Annotated in this window: 1 protein-coding gene and 1 pseudogene; one reads left to right on the plus strand and one right to left on the minus strand. The window is 47.4% G+C overall.

Annotated features, from left to right (window positions below):
* A pseudogene (locus tag ACS8FD_RS16345) lies at window positions 1-181 on the plus strand (hypothetical protein); the annotation flags it as partial.
* A gap of 94 nt (window positions 182-275) precedes the next feature.
* Here ACS8FD_RS16345 and ACS8FD_RS16350 read toward each other — a convergent pair.
* Window positions 276-1,097 (minus strand): FAD-dependent oxidoreductase (locus tag ACS8FD_RS16350; RefSeq protein ID WP_439276618.1); only part of this gene is annotated, 822 nt, incomplete at its 5' end.

Consider the following 1,097-nt stretch of genomic DNA (forward strand, 5'->3'; position numbering starts at 1 on the left):
AACGCAAGACTACGACGAAGCTTTCGAATGGTACAAAAAAGCGGCTGATCAAGGCAATCAAGAAGCAAGTAATCGCATTGGTAGATTGGTCATGAATGGTAAAATCGACGATACTGGCATCACTATATACAGCACTCAAGAAACTGGTCTCACATTAGGTGATATTGAAGCACCTTTGTAGAATTAAATAGAGCCACAATTTACGAAGTAAAAAACGGTAGGAAATCTCTCCCCTACCGTTTCATTATTACTACTATGTTTTAAAACCTAAAACCCTAAATCGCCGCCGCAACCTCAGCCCCATCACGAATCGCACGTTTGGCATCTAATTCAGCTGCTAGCTTTGCGCCGCCGATGAGGTGATACTGTGCATCTGGCGCATCACCGACATTGGGCATCAGCTCTACCACGGACTCTTGACCGGCACAGACTACCACACTATCGACACGCAGCAGCTGGCTTTGACCTTGGTTATTGGTTATCCAAATACCTTCATTGGTGATTTTTTCGTACTGTGCGCCTGATACTTGGATGACGCCATGCGACTTGACATGAGCGCGGTGTACCCAGCCAGTGGTTTTGTTAAGGCTGCGACCCAAGCGTCCTTTAGTGCGCTGCATAAGGTACACTTGGCGAATAGGCGTGATGCCTTCAGGTCTGAGCAAGCCACCTTCAGTTTGATAATCAGGGCTATTCGTAACGCCCCACTCTTCACGCCACTCTTCAACCGACTGCGCCTTTGGACGATAGCTTGGATCCTTGAGCGTTTTAGGCCCCAACTCATCGAGTGGCTGACCATGATTGGCCGTTAGGTATTCGCTGACATCAAAGCCAATACCGCCAGCGCCAATGACTGCGACCGTATCACCGACTGATTTTTCACCCGATAACAATTCTGCATAGCTCATCACTTGTGGCAAATCAGCGCCTTCGAGCTTACCTGCTAAGCTTCTTGGCACCACGCCAGTGGCAACGATGACATGATGGAATTTGGCTTTTTCAAGCATTGCCTTATCGACTTTGGTATTAAGCTGAATCTTAACGCCTAAATGCTCAAGCTCATTGATATAGTAGCGGATGGTCTCAAAGAATTCTTC

This window comes from Psychrobacter sp. 1U2, assembly GCF_051847575.1.